A 14,351-nucleotide genomic window follows, 5' to 3' on the forward strand; every position below is an offset into this window, starting at 1 on the left:
CAGCCGTGCGGCACCCGCGCCGCCCCTTTCGCCCTTTCGCTCCAACCGGCCGCGATGGCCGCTTCGCCCGTGAACCCTCGACTCGACTCGCTCCAGCCCTATCCCTTCGAAAAGCTGCGCGCCCTGTTCAAGGACGTGACGCCTTCCGGCGACCTGAAACCGATCAGCTTCGGCATCGGCGAGCCCAAGCACCCGACGCCGGCGCTGATCCGCGACGCCGTGGTGGCCGCGCTCGACGGTCTCGCGTCGTACCCGGCCACGGCCGGCTCGGACGCGCTGCGCACGTCGATCGCACACTGGCTCGAACGCCGCTACGGGCTGCCGGCAATCGACCCGGCCACGCAGGTGCTGCCGGTGTCGGGGTCGCGCGAGGCGCTGTTCTCGCTCGCGCAGACGGTGATCGACGCGCGCCCGCGCGCGGATGGCAAGAAGGCGATCGTACTCTGTCCGAATCCGTTCTATCAAATTTACGAAGGCGCGGCGCTGCTGGCCGGTGCCGAACCCTATTTCGCGAACAGCGACCCGACGCGCAACTTCGCGTGCGACTACGCGGCCGTGCCCGATGAAGTGTGGGCGCGCACCCAGCTGCTGTACGTGTGCTCGCCGGGCAACCCGACGGGCGCCGTGCTGACGCTCGACGACTGGCGCGAGCTGTTCGCGCTGTCCGACCGCCACGGTTTCGTGATCGCGTCCGACGAGTGCTATTCGGAGATCTATTTCGACGAAGCGGCGCCGCCGCTCGGCGGCCTCGAGGCCGCGCACCGCCTCGGCCGCGGCTTCGAGCGGCTCGTGATGCTGTCGAGCCTGTCGAAGCGCTCGAACGTGCCGGGCATGCGCTCGGGCTTCGTCGCCGGCGACGCCGCGCTGCTGAAAAAATTCCTGCTGTACCGCACGTACCACGGCGCCGCGCTGTCGCCGGTCTGGCAGCATGCGAGCATCGCCGCGTGGAACGACGAAGCGCACGTGCGCGAGAACCGCGCGCTGTACCTGCAGAAGTTCAGCACGGTCACGCCGATGCTGGCCGACGTGATCGACGTGAAGCTGCCCGACGCCGCGTTCTACCTGTGGGCCAACGTCGCGCGCACCGGCCTCTCGGACACCGAGTTCGCCCGCCGCCTGTACGCCGACTATAATGTGACGGTTCTGCCCGGCTCGTACCTCGCGCGCGATGCGCACGGCACGAATCCGGGCCGCGATTTCATCCGGATCGCGCTCGTCGCGGGCACCCCCGAATGCGTCGAGGGCGCGCAACGCATCGTCGATTTCTGCCGCTCTCTTGCGCGGTAAGACGTCCATCCCGATCAATTCCATTCATCTCCTGCGAAAACGAACATGTCGCAACAACTTCAGCAAATCATCGATACCGCCTGGGAAAACCGCGCCGAGCTGTCGCCGAAGGCCGCGCCCGCCGACGTCCGCGAAGCCGTCGCGCACGCGATCGAGCAGCTCGACAAGGGTGCACTGCGCGTCGCCGAGAAGATCGACGGCAACTGGACCGTCCATCAGTGGCTGAAGAAGGCCGTGCTGCTGTCGTTCCGCCTGGAGGACAACGCACCGATGCCGGCGGGCGGCTACTCGCAGTTCTACGACAAGGTGCCGTCGAAGTTCGCGAACTACACGGCCGAAGACTTCGCCGCGGGCGGCTTCCGCGTCGTGCCGCCGGCCATCGCGCGCCGCGGCTCGTTCATCGCGAAGAACGTCGTGCTGATGCCGTCGTACACCAACATCGGCGCGTACGTCGACGAAGGCACGATGGTCGACACGTGGGCGACGGTCGGCTCGTGCGCGCAGATCGGCAAGAACGTGCACCTGTCGGGCGGCGTCGGCATCGGCGGCGTGCTCGAGCCGCTGCAGGCCAACCCGGTCATCATCGAAGACAACTGCTTCATCGGCGCGCGCTCGGAAGTCGTCGAAGGCGTGATCGTCGAGGAGAACTCGGTGATCTCGATGGGCGTGTACCTCGGCCAGAGCACCAAGATCTACGATCGCGAAACGGGCGAAGTCAGCTACGGCCGCATCCCGGCCGGCTCGGTCGTCGTCGCCGGCAACCTGCCGTCGAAGGACGGCTCGCACAGCCTGTACTGCGCGGTGATCGTGAAGAAGGTCGACGCGAAGACCCGCGCGAAGGTCGGCCTGAACGAGTTGCTGCGAGGCGACTGATGGCGAAGCCGCACACCGTGGTCGTCTACGGCATTCCGAACTGCGACACCGTGAAGAAGGCCCGCGTGTGGCTCGACGATCACGGCGTCGAGTTCGAGTTCCACGACTTCAAGAAGCTCGGCGTCAGCGCACCGCTGGTCGAAGACTGGCTGAAGGACGTATCGCTCGACGCGCTCGTGAACAAGCGCGGCACGACGTGGCGCGGCCTGGACGACGCCATGAAGGCGGCTGCGGAAACGAAGTCCGGCGCGGTTGCGCTGATGATCCACAAGCCGTCGGTCATCAAGCGCCCCGTGCTCGTCGTCAACGGCCGCGTGAAATCGCTCGGCTTCGTGGCCGATCAGTACGCGGCGCTGTTTGCCGCCTAGGGCGGCCCGCGCGGCGCCCGCGCTGCACACGACGCCTCATCGCTGCCGGCCACCGCGCCGGCATTTTTTATCGAAAGTGGTCCGAACCATGTCTGCCACCCTAGCCCTTACCGAACAGCTGATCGCCCGCGCGTCCGTCACGCCCGACGACCAGCATTGCCAGCAGATCATGACCGAGCGCCTCGCCGCGCTCGGCTTCGAATGCGAAACCATCGCGTCGCACGGCGTGACCAACCTGTGGGCCGTCAAGCGCGGCGCCGACGGCCGCGACGGCAAGCTGCTCGCGTTCGCGGGCCACACCGACGTCGTGCCGACCGGCCCGCTCGAGCAGTGGACCTCGCCGCCGTTCATTCCCGCGCATCGTGACGGCAAGCTGTACGGCCGCGGCGCGGCCGACATGAAGACGTCGCTCGCGGCGTTCGTCGTCGCGTCCGAGGAATTCGTCGCGGCCCACCCCGGCCACCGCGGCGCGATCGCGTTCCTGATCACGAGCGACGAGGAAGGCCCGGCCACCGACGGCACCGTGAAAGTCGTCGAGCTGCTAGAAGCGCGCGGCGAACGTCTCGACTACTGCATCGTCGGCGAGCCGACGTCGACCGCCGAACTCGGCGACGTCGTGAAGAACGGCCGCCGCGGCTCGATGTCGGGCGAACTGATCGTCAAGGGCGTGCAGGGCCACATCGCCTACCCTCACCTCGCGAAGAACCCGATCCACCTGCTCGCGCCGGCGCTCGCCGAGCTCGCCGCCGAACAGTGGGACGAAGGCAACGAATACTTCCCGCCGACCACCTGGCAGGTGTCGAACCTGCACGCCGGCACCGGTGCGACCAACGTGATCCCAGGCCACGCGGACCTGATGTTCAATTTCCGCTTTTCGACGGCGAGCACCGTCGAGGGCCTGCAGGCGCGCGTGCATGCGATCCTCGACAAGCACGGCCTCGAATATTCGCTGAAGTGGTCGGTGAGCGGCCTGCCGTTCCTCACGCCGCGCGGCGACCTGTCGAACGCGCTGGAGAACGCGATCCGCGCCGAGACCGGCCTCACGACCGAGCTGTCGACGACGGGCGGCACGTCCGACGGGCGCTTCATCGCGCGCATCTGCCCGCAGGTGATCGAGTTCGGTCCGCCGAACGGCAGCATCCACAAGATCGACGAGCACATCGACGTGCGCTTCGTCGACCCGCTGAAGAACGTGTACCGCCGCGTGCTCGAACAACTGATCGCCTGACGGAGCCTCGCATGACGACACCTTTTGCAACTGTTCGCGACCTGCTGCGCTATGCGGTCACGCGCTTCTCGAAGGCGAAGCTCGCGTTCGGCCACGGCTCGGACAACGCATACGACGAAGCCGCCTACCTCGTACTTCACACGCTCGACCTGCCGCTCGACACGCTCGAGCCGTTCCTCGATGCCCGCCTGCTGCCCGACGAAATCGCGGCCGTGCTCGCGGTGATCGAGCGACGCGCGACCGACCGCGTGCCGGCCGCGTATCTCACGCATGAAGCGTGGATGCACGGCCACCGCTTCTACGTCGACGAGCGCGTGATCGTGCCGCGCTCGTTCATCGGCGAACTGCTCGACGACGGGCTGCAGCCGTATGTCGCCGATCCCGAGCAGGTCGGCGCTGTGCTCGAGCTGTGCACCGGCTCCGGCTGCCTCGCGATCCTCGCGGCCAGCGCGTTCCCGAATGCCGAGATCGACGCGGTCGACCTGTCCGAGAAGGCACTCGAAGTCGCCGAGATCAACGTGCGCGACTACGGCCTCGACGATCGCATCACGCTGCATCGCGGCGACCTCTACACGCCGCTGCCCGCGTTCCGCGCCGAACCCGACACGCGCTACGACGTGATCCTGACGAACCCGCCGTACGTGAACGCGACGTCGATGGCGGCCCTCCCGCCCGAGTACCGGCACGAGCCGGAAATGGCGCTCGCGGGCGGCGACGACGGGATGGACATCGTGCGGCGCATCATCGGGCAAGCGCACAACTGGCTGCACGACGACGGCGTGCTCGTCGTCGAGATCGGCAACGAGCGCGAGCACGTCGAAGCCGCGTTCGGCGGCCTCGAGCTCACGTGGCTGCCCACCAGCGCGGGCGACGACGCCGTGTTCCTGATCCAGGCGTCGGACCTGCCGCGCAAGGCCTGACGGCGCGCCGCGACCGAACCGTGCGGTACGGCACACCGCTGTCCCGAACGGTTGGGTAAGATGCGCGTACGCGGCCGTCGCGCCGCACGACTTCAGGAGTCCGTCACGCGCCCATGACCCTCGACTGGCTACATCTCGGCACCCTGGTCCTGGCCATCCATGTGCTCGGGATCATCGCGGCGTGTCATGCGCTCATGAATACCCGCACGTCGCAAGGCGCGATCGCATGGGCCGTGTCGCTCGCCGCGATGCCGTACCTGACGCTCATCCCGTACCTGTTCCTCGGCCGCAGCAAGTTCTCCGGCTATGTCGACGCGCGGCGCCACGAGATGGAAGCGCTGCGCACGCACACGCCGCGCGCGCCATGGCTCGCTGCGGACGCAACCGACGGGCAGGCCGCCGACGCGATCGGCCGGGCCGCCGTGCTCGCGCTCACGCGGCTGGGTGGAATGCCGTTCGTCGGCGGCAATGCGGTGCGCACGCTCGTGAACGGCGACGCAACCTTCTCGGCGATCCTGTCGGCGATCGACGCCGCGCGCGACTACGTGATCGTCCAGTTCTTCATCGTGCGCGACGACGCGCTCGGCCAGATGCTGCGCGACGCGCTGCTCGCCCGCACGGCGGCCGGCGTGCGCTGCTACCTGCTGTACGACAGCATCGGCAGCTTCGACCTGCCGCGCGGCTACGTCGACACGCTGCGCCGCGGCGGCGTCGAGGTCCATCCGTTCGCGACCCACCGCAAGTTCGTCAACCGCTTCCAGCTCAACTTCCGCAACCATCGCAAGATCGTCGTCGTCGACGGCAATCGCGCGTTCGTCGGCGGCCTCAACGTCGGTATCGAATATCTCGGTGCGAACCGGCGCCTGTCGCCGTGGCGCGACACCCATATCGAGATTCGCGGCCCGGTGGTGGCCAGCATCCAGTACGTGTTCGCCGAAGACTGGCACTGGGCCACGCAGACGCTGCCGCCGCTCGCCGCGCCGCCGGAGGCGCTGCCCGACGACGCGATGCATTGCCTCGCCGTGCCGATGGGGCCGGCCGACAAGCAGGAAACCGGCTCGCTGTTCTTCGTCGAGGCGATCAACGCCGCGCGCGAGCGGATCTGGATCACGACGCCGTATCTCGTGCCCGACGAAGCGGTGATCGCCGCGCTGAAGCTCGCGGTGATGCGCGGCGTCGACGTGCGCATCCTGATTCCGAGCCGGCGCGATCACTACGTGGTGTTCGAAGCGTCGAAGCTCTATGCGCGCGATCTCGTCGACGCTGGCGTCAAGGTGTTTCGCTACCGGCCCGGCTTCCTGCATCAGAAAGTGCTGCTGATCGACCGCGTCGCGGCCGCCATCGGCAGCGCGAATCTCGACAACCGCTCGTTCCGGCTGAACTTCGAAATCATGGTGCTGACCGTCGACCGCGCGTTCGCCGCCGAAGTCGAAGCGATGCTCGACGCCGATTTCGCGATGGCCTACGAAGTCGATGCGAACGAGTATCGGCACTCGCCCGCGTGGCGGCGTATCGCAATGCACGTCGCGCGCCTGTTCGCGCCGATCCTGTAGCGGTTGCGCGAGCGCCGGCCCGGCGGCGCATGCTTTCGGACGGCATGCCCCGGCGCCGCGACCCAGGCAGGCTCGATCCGAACCGCCCGCTCGCCGCATCGAACCGTCAAAGCAGCTTGTCGATATCCGCGGCGATTTCCTCGGGCTTCGTCGACGGCGCGTAGCGCTTGACGATCCGCCCGTCGCGGTCGATCAGGAATTTCGTGAAATTCCACTTGATCGCCTTGAGGCCGAGGATGCCGGGCGCCTCGTCGGTCAGGTAGCGGTACAGCGGATGCGCGTGGTCGCCCTTCACGTCGATCTTCGCGAACATCGGGAACGTGACGCCGTAGTTGCGCTCGCAGAACGCGCCGATCTGCGTGGCGTCGCCCGGCTCCTGCTTGCCGAACTGGTTGCACGGGAAGCCGAGCACGAAGAAACCGCGGGCCGCGTACTGGTCATACAGCTTCTGCAGGCCCGCATACTGCGGCGTGAAACCGCACTCGCTCGCGGTATTGACGATCAGCAGCACCTTGCCGCGATACGCGTCGAGCGACGCCGGCGCACCGGCGAGCGTCTCTGCGCTGAACGAATACAGGGTGGACATCGGGCACTCCTTTTACGAAACCGTATCGACGTGGAGTCTAGGCGAAATCGCGCCGTTGCGGCACCTGCCGAACGGCCGATATCCGGGGCGACGCGCGCGCAGTCTAGAATAGCGGTTTTGGTCAGTCATTCCCGCCGTGATCCGTTTCAATCAGTTCAGCCTTGCGCGCGGCACCAAGCCGCTGTTCGAGTCGGCCTCGTTCGTGCTCAATCCCGGCGAGAAAGCCGGCCTGATCGGCGCGAACGGCGCCGGCAAATCGACGCTCTTCTCGGTCCTGCGCGGCGAGCTGCATTCCGACGGCGGCGATTTCGCGATGCCGCCGTCGTGGCGGATCGCCCACGTGTCGCAGGAAACGCCCGCCGTCGACCGCTCCGCGCTCGACTACACGCTCGACGGCGACACCGCGCTGCGCGAGATCGAGGCGCGTATCGCCGCCGCCTCGGCCGCGCACGACGGCGCGGCCGAAGCCGACGCGCACGCGGCGTTCGCCGACGCCGACGGCTATACGGCCCCCGCGCGCGCCGAAGCGCTGCTGCTCGGCCTCGGCTTCACGCTCGCGCAGACGCGCGAATCGGTCGCCAGCTTCTCCGGCGGCTGGCGCATGCGGCTGAACCTCGCGCAGGCGCTGATGTGCCGCTCCGACCTGCTGCTGCTCGACGAACCGACCAACCACCTCGACCTCGACGCGATCGTCTGGCTCGAAGACTGGCTGCACCGCTACGCCGGCACGCTCGTCGTGATCTCGCACGACCGCGAATTCCTCGACTCGATCTGCAACGTCACGCTGCATCTGGAAAATCGCCAGGTGAAGCGCTACGGCGGCAATTACTCGCAGTTCGAAGTGCTGCGGGCGCAGCAGCTGGCGCTGCAGCAAAGCGCGTACGAAAAGCAGCAGAAGACGATCGAGCACCTGCAGAGCTTCGTCGACCGCTTCAAGGCCAAGGCGACCAAGGCCAAGCAGGCGCAAAGCCGGATGAAGGCGCTCGAGAAGATGGAGCTGATCGCGCCCGCGCACATCGCGTCGCCGTTCACGTTCGAATTCCGCACGCCCGACGCCGCGCCGAACCCGATGATGGTGATGGAAGACGTCCGCTGCGGCTACCACGCCGAGGACGGCACGGACATCCCGATCGTCGAACGCGTGGCGCTGTCGATCCAGAACGGCCAGCGCATCGGCCTGCTCGGCGCGAACGGCCAGGGCAAGTCGACGCTGATCAAGACGCTGGCCGGCACGCTCGCGCCGCTGTCGGGCCACGTGCGCGACGGCAAGGGGCTCACGATCGGCTATTTCGCGCAGCACCAGCTCGAAACCCTGCGCGAGGACGATTCGCCGCTCGCGCATCTCGCACGGCTCGCCCCCGATACGCGCGAGCAGGAACTGCGCGACTTCCTCGGCGGCTTCAATTTCTCCGGCGACATGGCGACGAGCCCGGTCGGCCCGTTCTCGGGCGGCGAGAAGGCGCGGCTCGCGCTTGCGCTGATCATCTGGCAGAAACCGAACCTGCTGCTGCTCGACGAGCCGACCAACCACCTCGACCTCGAGACGCGTCACGCGCTGACGATGGCGCTCGCGCAGTTCGAAGGCACGCTGATCCTCGTCTCGCACGACCGCCACCTGCTGCGCGCGACCACCGACCAGTTCATGCTCGTCGCGAAGCACCGGCTGCAGCCGTTCGACGGCGACCTCGACGATTACCGCGACTGGCTGCTGCAGCATGCGGCCGAGCAACGCGCGGCCGCGAAGGCCGACAGCGCGGCGGCAGCGGGCGCGGATCCGGGCGTCAACCGCAAGGACCAGAAGCGTCAGGCGGCCGAGGAGCGCCAGCGGCTGTCGCAGCTGAAGAAACCGCTGCAGAACCGCATCACGAAGCTCGAAAGGGAAATGGAAACGCTGCACGCGGAGAAGGCGCGCCTCGACGCGTTCGTCGCCGATCCGGCGAGCTACGAAGCCGCGCGCAAGACGGAACTGACCGAAGCGATCCGCAAGCTGGGCGAGGTCAATGCCCGGCTCGAAACGGTCGAGGCGGACTGGCTCGCCGTGCAGGAAGAACTCGAGCAGATCGGCTGAACGCGCCCGGCGCGCCGTCAGCCGGTCGTTTCAGCGGCGGCCGCACGCCTAGGCACGATCCACGACTGGCGAACCCGCCCGGCCGCACCGGGCGCGGAAACGACAAGGCCGGGCGCCCGGGCCCGGCCTCTTTGTCATTGTTGCGTTCGACGTGATCGCGTCGGCCGTCCGCCGGCCGCCGGCCGCGCCATCCGCTCAACGCCGCGGCAACGTATCGCGCGGCATCTGCTCGTCATCGCCCATCAGGTGACGCCGCCCTTCGGTCGGCCGGCGGATCGCCGCGGCGACCTCCGCTTCCGTCACGTCCTCGGACACGACCCGGCGCGCCAGGCGCCCTTCGTCGTCGATCCATTCGACGATCCGGCATCCGCCGCCCCACGGCTGAACGATCGGCTCCGACACACGGCAGCCGCGCAGGTTGTAACTGCGTCCGCTCGGCGCTTCCCCATACTGTTTAAACATAGGTTCCCTTCGCATTGCGCGGTTCGACAATCCGGCAAAGGATAGGGAAAAGCGATGTCCGGCGGGTTACATCAGCCTACATATTCATTACATTCAATTACGCGACAGATCACCGTGGCCAACGCACGGCGGCGCTGGCCAGCCACGGCTATTCGAGATCGCGCACACGGTCGATCGCCTGCTCGATCCGCTCGACGGCCATCACGTTCAGTCCTTCGATCGGCTGTTTCGGTGCATTCGCCTTCGGGATCAGCGCGGCGGTGAAACCGAGCTTCGCCGCCTCGCGCAGGCGTTCCTGGCCGCGTGGGGATGGCCGGATCTCGCCCGCCAGCCCCACTTCGCCGAACACGATCAGGCCCTTCGGCAGCGCCTTGTTGCGCATCGACGAATGGATCGCGAGCAGCACCGCGAGGTCGGCGGCCGGCTCGGTGATCTTCACGCCGCCCACCGCGTTCAGGAACACGTCCTGGTCGAAACACGCGATGCCCGCGTGCCGGTGCAGCACCGCGAGCAGCATCGCGAGCCGGTTCTGCTCGAGGCCGACCGCGAGCCGGCGCGGGTTCGGCACGTGGGCCGTATCGACGAGCGCCTGGATCTCGACGAGCAGCGGGCGCGTTCCCTCCTGCGTGACGAGCACGCAGGAACCCGGCACGACCTGCTCGTGCTGCGACAGGAACAGCGCGGACGGGTTCGCGACGCCACGCAGCCCGCGCTCGGTCATCGCGAACACGCCGAGCTCGTTGACCGCGCCGAAGCGGTTCTTGAACGCGCGCACGAGCCGGAACGACGAATGGGTGTCGCCCTCGAAGTACAGCACCGTGTCGACGATATGCTCGAGCACGCGCGGGCCCGCGAGGTTGCCCTCCTTCGTCACGTGCCCGACCATGATGATCGCGGTGCCGGACTGCTTCGCGATGCGCGTGAGCTGCGCGGCGCACTCGCGCACCTGCGCGACCGAGCCGGGCGCCGATGTCAGCGCTTCGGAATAGACGGTCTGGATCGAGTCGATGACGGCGACGTCCGGCCGTTCCGCGTCGATCGCGGCCTGGATCTTCTCGAGCTGGATCTCGGCGAGCAGCTTCAGCTCGGCCGCCGGCGCGCCGCCGTCGAGCAGTGCGAGCCGTTGCGCGCGCAACGCGATCTGCGCGGCCGATTCCTCGCCGCTGATATAGAGTGCGCGCCGCTCGCTCGCGATGTCCGCGAGCGACTGCAGCAACAGCGTCGACTTGCCGATGCCGGGATCGCCGCCGATCAGCACGACGCCGCCAGGGACCAGCCCGCCGCCCAGCACGCGATCGAATTCGCCGATGCCGGTGGAGAAGCGCGGCACGTCGGCCGCCTCGATGTCGACGAGGCGCTGCACGGGCGCGCGTTTCGCGAGCGACTGGAAGCGATGGGCGGCCGGCGACTCGGCGACCGATTCGACGAGCGTGTTCCAGGCCTGGCACGACGGGCATTGCCCCTGCCACTTCGGGGTTTGTCCGCCGCACTCGCTGCAGACGTAGACGGTTTTCTGTTTGGCCACGCGTGCTGCCCTTATTCCGCGCGCACCGGTACGCGGGCGGCGACCGCGCACATCAGTTCATAGCCGATGGTCCCGCAATGGCGCGCGACGTCGTCGATCGGCAGCGCGTTGCCCCACAGCTCGACCCGCGCGCCGACGCCGGCCTGCGGGCACGGCGTCAGGTCGACGGTAATCATGTCCATCGACACGCGGCCGACGATCCGCGTGCGGATGCCGTCGACGATCACGGGCGTGCCTTCGGGTGCGACGCGCGGATAGCCGTCCGCATAGCCGCACGCGACGACGCCGATGCGCATCTGCGCTTGCGCGGAGAACGTCGAGCCATAGCCGATCGCCTGCCCCTTCGCGATCGTCTGCACGGCGATCAGCTCGGAGGCGAGCGTCATCGCAGGCTTCAGGCCCGTATCGGCGATGTCGGACGACAGCCCCGACGGCGATGCGCCGTACAGCACGATCCCCGGCCGCACCCAGTCGAAGTGCGTATCCGGATGCCACAGCACGGCCGCCGAATTCGCGAGGCTGCGCGCGCCCGCGATGCTTGCCGCGCCGCGCTCGAACGTCGCGAGTTGCTCGGCGACGCCGCGCTCGTTGTCGGCGTCCGAAAAATGGGTCATCAACGTGATCTGGCCGATGCCGGGGCACGCACGGGCGCGCTCCCACGCGGCGCGGTACTTCTCCGGCACGTAGCCGAGCCGGTTCATCCCGCTGTTCATCTTGAGCTGCACGTTGACGGGCTTCGACAGCCGCGCCGTCTCCAGCATCCGCATCTGCTCGTCGTTGTGGACGGTGGTCGTGAGGCTGTAGCGGTCGATCACGTCGATGTCGGTCGACCGGAAGAACCCTTCGAGCAGCAGGATGGGGCCGGCCCAGCCGAGCTCGCGCAGCTTCACGGCCTCGTCGAGGTCGAGCAGGCCGAAGCCGTCGGTGCCGCGCAGGCCGGGAAACACGCGCGCGAGACCGTGGCCGTACGCGTTGGCCTTGACGACCGCCCAGACCTTGGACGGGCCGGCAAAGCGGCGGACGACGGAGAGATTGTTCGCGAGGGCGGCGGTGTGGATGGTGGCGGAGATCGGGCGCGGCATGGGAAATTTACGTAAAGACGCTTGCGAATCATCAGCTTACCGCGCCTTTTGAGCACCGAAGCCGACAATTTGCGGAACGATCGGGGAATCTTGCTAGTCCGAATTGCCGTATTTTCGTGTTATAAAGCCGTGCGCACAACCCATTTCGAACGGAATAAGCCGATCGCATACCAGGCGGCCTACGCGGCCCTGCCGCAGCGACGAAAGCATCGCATCAGATGAAAAAAGGTTTTTACACCATCATGGCCGCGCAGTTTTTCTCGTCGCTGGCCGACAATGCGCTTCTCATCGCCGCCATCGCCCTGCTGAAAGACCTCCACGCCCCCAACTGGATGACACCGCTGCTCAAGCTGTTCTTCGTGTTGTCGTATGTGGTGCTGGCGGCCTATGTCGGTGCGTTCGCCGATTCGCGTCCGAAGGGGCGCGTGATGTTCATCACCAATTCGATCAAGGTGGTCGGCTGCCTGATCATGCTGCTCGGCGCCCATCCGCTGATCGCATACGGCATCGTCGGGTTCGGCGCCGCGGCCTACTCGCCCGCGAAGTACGGCATTCTGACCGAGCTGCTGCCGGCCGACCGGCTCGTCGCCGCGAACGGTTGGATCGAGGGCACGACCGTCAGCTCGATCATCCTCGGCACCGTGCTCGGCGGCGCGCTGATCAGCCCGCACATCGCGTCGCACGTGATCGCGCACACGCCAGCCTGGATCGCCACGCCCGCCGAAGCGGCGATGGTGATCATCATGGCGATCTACGTGATCGCCGCCATCTTCAATCTGCGGATCCCCGATACCGGCGCGCGCTACCCGAAGCAGGAGCGCGGCCCGGTCAAGCTCCTCACCGACTTCGCCGACTGTTTCATGGTGCTCTGGCGCGACAAGCTCGGCCAGATCTCGCTCGCGGTCACGACGCTGTTCTGGGGCGCGGGCGCGACGCTGCAGTTCATCGTGCTGAAGTGGGCCGAAGTGTCGCTCAACATGTCGCTGTCCGAAGGCGCGATCCTGCAGGCGGTGGTCGCGGTCGGCGTCGCGGGCGGTGCGATCGCCGCCGCCGCGCGGATCCCGCTGAAGAAGTCGCTCAGCGTGCTGCCGGTCGGCATCATCATGGGTATCGCGGTCATGCTGATGGCGTTCTACACGCGCGACCTGTTCCCGGCGCACTGGGCCGTGCATTTCGGCCACCTGCGCCTGCCGGTGTACCTGATCGTCGCGTACATCTTCCTGATCTGCGTCGGCGCGCTGTCCGGCTACTTCGTGGTTCCGATGAACGCGCTGCTGCAGCATCGCGGCCACGTGCTGCTGTCGGCCGGCCATTCGATCGCGGTGCAGAACTTCAACGAGAACCTGTCGGTGCTCGTGATGCTGTGCCTGTATGCGGTGCTGGTCTGGCTCGACGTGCCGGTCGGCGTCGTGATCGTGCTGTTCGGCACGTTCGTGTGCCTGACGATGTGGCTCGTGATGCGCCGCCACCAGGCGAACCAGCGTCAGTTCGACTCGGTCGCGCTGATCGGTGAATCGCGGCACTGACGCTACACTTCCTGTTTCCGTCCGTCGGCGCGGGTCTTCGAACCGGCGCCTTGCCATCATGACGCACCCGACACCCAACGTCCTGACGATCGCCGGCTCCGACTCGGGCGGCGGCGCGGGCATCCAGGCCGACCTCAAGACCTTCTCCGCGCTCGGCGCGTACGGCGCGAGCGTGATCACCGCGCTGACCGCGCAGAACACGCGCGGCGTGACCGGCGTGCACGCGCCGGACGCCGCGTTCGTGACCGCGCAGCTCGACGCGGTGTTCGACGACATCCGCATCGACGCGGTCAAGATCGGCATGCTCGCGAACGCGGCGATCGTGCACGCGGTCGCCGACGCGCTGCGGCGCCATGCGCCGCGTTTCGTCGTGCTCGATACGGTGATGATTTCGAAGAGTTCGCACGCGCTGCTCGCGCCCGATGCGGTCGACGCATTGCGCGACGCGCTGCTGCCGCTCGCGACCGTCGTCACGCCGAACCTGCCCGAAGCGGCCGCCCTGCTCGGCGACACGCCCGCGATGACCGAAGACGACATGGTCCGGCAAGGCCAGGCGCTGCTGAAGACCGGCGCGCGCGCCGTGCTGATGAAGGGCGGCCACCTGCCCGACGCGGCCGCGAGCCCCGACTGGCTCGTCGATGCGGCGCATGCGGTGCGGTTCGACGGCACGCGCGTGCCGGTCAGCAACACGCACGGCACGGGCTGCACGCTGTCGTCGGCGATCGCCGCGCTGCTGCCGCAGCGGCCCGATCTCGACAGCGCGGTGCGCGAAGCGAAGGCCTACCTGACCGGCGCGATCGCCGCGAGCGGCCAGCTCGACGTCGGCCACGGCGTCGGCCCCGTCCATCACTTCCATCGCTGGTGGTAAGCGCC

At 67.7% G+C, this 14,351-nt stretch carries 13 protein-coding genes; 9 read left to right on the plus strand and 4 right to left on the minus strand.

Annotation, left to right across the window (positions count from 1 at the left end; all coding sequences use genetic code 11):
- Positions 1-54 precede the first annotated feature (54 nt).
- The 6 genes from dapC (at position 55) to cls (ending at position 6,229) form a co-directional block, all read left to right on the plus strand.
- Complete coding sequence (gene dapC, locus DID98_RS03455; RefSeq protein ID WP_124570240.1) at positions 55-1,287, plus strand: succinyldiaminopimelate transaminase; 1,233 nt, start codon at positions 55-57, stop codon at positions 1,285-1,287.
- Positions 1,288-1,332: 45 nt separating this feature from the next.
- Positions 1,333-2,160 carry a 2,3,4,5-tetrahydropyridine-2,6-dicarboxylate N-succinyltransferase gene (gene dapD, locus DID98_RS03460; RefSeq protein WP_006478479.1) on the plus strand — a complete coding sequence of 276 codons (828 nt, stop codon included), beginning with the start codon at positions 1,333-1,335 and terminating at the stop codon, positions 2,158-2,160.
- On the plus strand, positions 2,160-2,528 hold the full coding sequence (locus tag DID98_RS03465; RefSeq protein ID WP_121859337.1) for an ArsC family reductase: 369 nt from the start codon (positions 2,160-2,162) through the stop codon (positions 2,526-2,528). The genes dapD and DID98_RS03465 overlap by 1 nt, the downstream gene beginning before the upstream one ends.
- Positions 2,529-2,616: 88 nt before the next feature.
- Positions 2,617-3,756 carry a succinyl-diaminopimelate desuccinylase gene (dapE, locus tag DID98_RS03470; RefSeq protein ID WP_124570241.1) on the plus strand — a complete coding sequence of 380 codons (1,140 nt, stop codon included), beginning with the start codon at positions 2,617-2,619 and terminating at the stop codon, positions 3,754-3,756.
- An 11-nt stretch (positions 3,757-3,767) separates the two neighbouring features.
- Complete coding sequence (gene prmB, locus DID98_RS03475; RefSeq protein ID WP_124519992.1) at positions 3,768-4,676, plus strand: 50S ribosomal protein L3 N(5)-glutamine methyltransferase; 909 nt, start codon at positions 3,768-3,770, stop codon at positions 4,674-4,676.
- 113 nt (positions 4,677-4,789) lie between these two features.
- A complete protein-coding gene (gene cls / locus DID98_RS03480) occupies positions 4,790-6,229 on the plus strand; it encodes a cardiolipin synthase (protein WP_124570242.1) in 1,440 nt (479 codons plus the stop codon).
- A 106-nt stretch (positions 6,230-6,335) separates the two neighbouring features.
- Here cls and DID98_RS03485 read toward each other — a convergent pair whose 3' ends face one another.
- Positions 6,336-6,815, minus strand: a complete 480-nt coding sequence (locus DID98_RS03485; RefSeq protein WP_069745053.1) for a glutathione peroxidase — start codon at positions 6,813-6,815, stop codon at positions 6,336-6,338.
- Between the two features lie 136 nt (positions 6,816-6,951).
- Between DID98_RS03485 and DID98_RS03490 the strand changes: the two genes are divergently transcribed.
- Positions 6,952-8,883 (plus strand): ATP-binding cassette domain-containing protein, encoded by a 1,932-nt coding sequence (locus DID98_RS03490; RefSeq protein WP_044847944.1) that lies wholly within the window; start codon positions 6,952-6,954, stop codon positions 8,881-8,883.
- A 195-nt stretch (positions 8,884-9,078) separates the two neighbouring features.
- Here the strand turns inward: DID98_RS03490 and DID98_RS03495 are convergent, their stop codons facing one another.
- The 3 genes from DID98_RS03495 to alr all read right to left on the minus strand — a co-directional run bounded on the left by DID98_RS03495 (position 9,079) and on the right by alr (position 11,952).
- On the minus strand, positions 9,079-9,345 hold the full coding sequence (locus tag DID98_RS03495; protein ID WP_044847945.1) for a DUF2866 domain-containing protein: 267 nt from the start codon (positions 9,343-9,345) through the stop codon (positions 9,079-9,081).
- Between the two features lie 148 nt (positions 9,346-9,493).
- A complete protein-coding gene (radA, locus tag DID98_RS03500; protein WP_044847946.1) occupies positions 9,494-10,870 on the minus strand; it encodes a DNA repair protein RadA in 1,377 nt (458 codons plus the stop codon).
- Positions 10,871-10,881: 11 nt separating this feature from the next.
- Positions 10,882-11,952 carry an alanine racemase gene (alr, locus tag DID98_RS03505; protein ID WP_044847947.1) on the minus strand — a complete coding sequence of 357 codons (1,071 nt, stop codon included), beginning with the start codon at positions 11,950-11,952 and terminating at the stop codon, positions 10,882-10,884.
- 218 nt (positions 11,953-12,170) lie between these two features.
- Between alr and lplT the strand changes: the two genes are divergently transcribed.
- Together lplT and thiD are read left to right on the plus strand one after the other, a co-directional pair.
- Positions 12,171-13,478 carry a lysophospholipid transporter LplT gene (gene lplT, locus DID98_RS03510; RefSeq protein ID WP_044847948.1) on the plus strand — a complete coding sequence of 436 codons (1,308 nt, stop codon included), beginning with the start codon at positions 12,171-12,173 and terminating at the stop codon, positions 13,476-13,478.
- Between the two features lie 58 nt (positions 13,479-13,536).
- Positions 13,537-14,346, plus strand: coding sequence for a bifunctional hydroxymethylpyrimidine kinase/phosphomethylpyrimidine kinase (thiD, locus tag DID98_RS03515; RefSeq protein ID WP_124570243.1), 810 nt, complete (start codon positions 13,537-13,539; stop codon positions 14,344-14,346).
- The last annotated feature ends 5 nt before the right edge of the window (positions 14,347-14,351 follow it).

It is taken from the genome of Burkholderia sp. Bp8984 (assembly GCF_003853755.1).
In the GTDB taxonomy this organism is placed as follows: domain Bacteria; phylum Pseudomonadota; class Gammaproteobacteria; order Burkholderiales; family Burkholderiaceae; genus Burkholderia.

Bases quoted from the DNA above. Each gene is read 5' to 3' on its own strand.
- prmB (WP_124519992.1), top strand. From the start codon at position 3,768: ATGACGACACCTTTTGCAACTGTTCGCGACCTGCTGCGCTATGCGGTC.
- DID98_RS03495 (WP_044847945.1), bottom strand. From the start codon at position 9,345: ATGTTTAAACAGTATGGGGAAGCGCCGAGCGGACGCAGTTACAACCTG.
- DID98_RS03465 (WP_121859337.1), top strand. From the start codon at position 2,160: ATGGCGAAGCCGCACACCGTGGTCGTCTACGGCATTCCGAACTGCGAC.
- dapC (WP_124570240.1), top strand. From the start codon at position 55: ATGGCCGCTTCGCCCGTGAACCCTCGACTCGACTCGCTCCAGCCCTAT.
- DID98_RS03485 (WP_069745053.1), bottom strand. From the start codon at position 6,815: ATGTCCACCCTGTATTCGTTCAGCGCAGAGACGCTCGCCGGTGCGCCG.
- dapE (WP_124570241.1), top strand. From the start codon at position 2,617: ATGTCTGCCACCCTAGCCCTTACCGAACAGCTGATCGCCCGCGCGTCC.
- alr (WP_044847947.1), bottom strand. From the start codon at position 11,952: ATGCCGCGCCCGATCTCCGCCACCATCCACACCGCCGCCCTCGCGAAC.
- thiD (WP_124570243.1), top strand. From the start codon at position 13,537: ATGACGCACCCGACACCCAACGTCCTGACGATCGCCGGCTCCGACTCG.
- lplT (WP_044847948.1), top strand. From the start codon at position 12,171: ATGAAAAAAGGTTTTTACACCATCATGGCCGCGCAGTTTTTCTCGTCG.
- dapD (WP_006478479.1), top strand. From the start codon at position 1,333: ATGTCGCAACAACTTCAGCAAATCATCGATACCGCCTGGGAAAACCGC.
- cls (WP_124570242.1), top strand. From the start codon at position 4,790: ATGACCCTCGACTGGCTACATCTCGGCACCCTGGTCCTGGCCATCCAT.